This is a genomic window from Streptomyces klenkii (assembly GCF_003626645.1).
Classification (GTDB): domain Bacteria; phylum Actinomycetota; class Actinomycetes; order Streptomycetales; family Streptomycetaceae; genus Streptomyces; species Streptomyces klenkii.
Genome location: NZ_RBAM01000058.1, coordinates 1 through 1,796 on the forward strand (window position 1 = coordinate 1; position 1,796 = coordinate 1,796).

The 1,796-nt window shown below is 67.7% G+C and carries 1 protein-coding gene; it reads left to right on the plus strand.

Features of this window, described 5'->3' with window-relative positions:
* The first annotated feature begins 249 nt into the window (after positions 1-249).
* Positions 250-1,644 carry an IS1380 family transposase gene (locus tag D7231_RS34525; RefSeq protein WP_120760292.1) on the plus strand — a complete coding sequence of 465 codons (1,395 nt, stop codon included), beginning with the start codon at positions 250-252 and terminating at the stop codon, positions 1,642-1,644.
* The last annotated feature ends 152 nt before the right edge of the window (positions 1,645-1,796 follow it).

A 1,796-nucleotide genomic window follows, 5' to 3' on the forward strand; every position in this document is an offset into this window, starting at 1 on the left:
GGGCTCGACCGGAACTCATGTGGAAAAGCTGGGCAGACCAGCAAGTACGGCCTGCCCGCCCACCGGCCACCGCACAGAGAAAGCAGAAACGCTCACTTCAGAACCCGATCGGTGAATCGAGGCTAAGCCTCGATTCACCGGGTGATTGCCTGTCCGTGAGCTGGACATGAAAGCGCGGATGCCCTCTGACCTGGGAAGATGGTACTTGTCTAAGGTTCCACAGCACCAGGTTGAGAGAACACCCGCGAGATGCAATCTTCCCATGCCGCTGCGGCGGTTTCCGTCGCGTTCGACGATCCGAATCTCGTGCCCGACGCCGGTCTGGTGCCGGTGGTCAGGCTGGCGGAGCGGGCCAGGTTGCCTCACCTGGTCGGTGAGACCGTCCGTATCGAGGGTGCGGGCAACAGCGGTGGGGCGAACCCGGCGGCGAAGGTGATGTCGCTGGTGGCCGGGATGTGCGCCGGAGCGGACAGTATCGAGGACACCGGCCGGCTGCGTCACGGAGCCGTGCCAGCACTGTTCGACGGGGTACGTGCACCGTCCACGCTGGGTACGTTCCTGCGCTCCTTCACCCACGGCCACGTCCTGCAACTGCACGCCGCGCACCGGAAGTTCCTGGCTTCTCTGGCCGCCCGCACGCCGCTGCTGCCGGGTGCCGACCAGGTCGCCTTCATCGACGTCGACTCCACGCACAAGCGGGTCTTCGGCCCCGCCAAGCAGGGCGCTCAGGTCGGCCGGTTCAAGGGGATACGGACCCTGCACCCGTTGCTGGCCACGCTCTGCACGCCGATCGCGCGGCCGGTCATCGCCGCCGTCCGGCTGAGGCAGGGCAAGTCCGCGGATGCCCGTGGCGCCGGGAGGTTCGTCACCGAGGCCCTGGCCACAGCCATCAAGTCCGGCTGCACCGGCGTTCGTGTCCTGCGCGCGGACAGCCAGTTCTACAACGCCGACGTGGTGGCCGCCTGCCGCCGGAACGGGACCCACTTCTCGATCACCACGGGGATGAACCCCTCCATCAAGCGGGCCATCGCCGCCATCGACGATGACGCGTGGCAGCCCATCCGCTACCCCCGCGCCGTGGTCGACCCGGACACCGGAGAACTCATCTCCGACGCCCAAGTCGCCGGCATCCCCCACTACACCGCCTTCACCGGCCGGAAGAAGGCCGAACAGGTGACCGCCCGCCTGATCGTCCGCCGGGTCCGTGACCTGGCCAAACCCCCGACCGAGGGCGAGCAGGGCGAACTGTTCCCCGTCTGGCGCTACCACCCCTTCTTCACCGACAGCCCGTTCCAGATGCTCCAGGCCGAGCAGCAGCACCGCCACCACGCGGTGATCGAACAGGTCATCGCCGACGGCAAAGCCGGACCCCTCGCCCACCTGCCCTCGGGGAAGTTCAACGCCAACGCCGCCTGGCTCACGTTGTGGGCCATGGCCTACAACCTGCTGCGAGCCGCCGGCGCCCTCGCCGGAACATTCCACGCCAAAGCCACCACCAGCAGCATCCGCTCCCACCTGATCCACGTCCCCGCACGGATCGCACGCTCCGCCCGCCGCCTCACCCTCCACCTGCCCCGGCGATGGCCATGGTGCGAGGCGTTCACCGAACTGTTCGCCGCCGCCCACGCACCCCCAACAACCTGACCGTCACCGCCCAACCCGCCCGCCAGGGCTCGACCGGAACTCATGTGGAAAAGCTGGGCAGACCAGCAAGTACGGCCTGCCCGCCCACCGGCCACCGCACAGAGAAAGCAGAAACGCTCACTTCAGAACCCGATCGGTGAATCGAGGCTAAG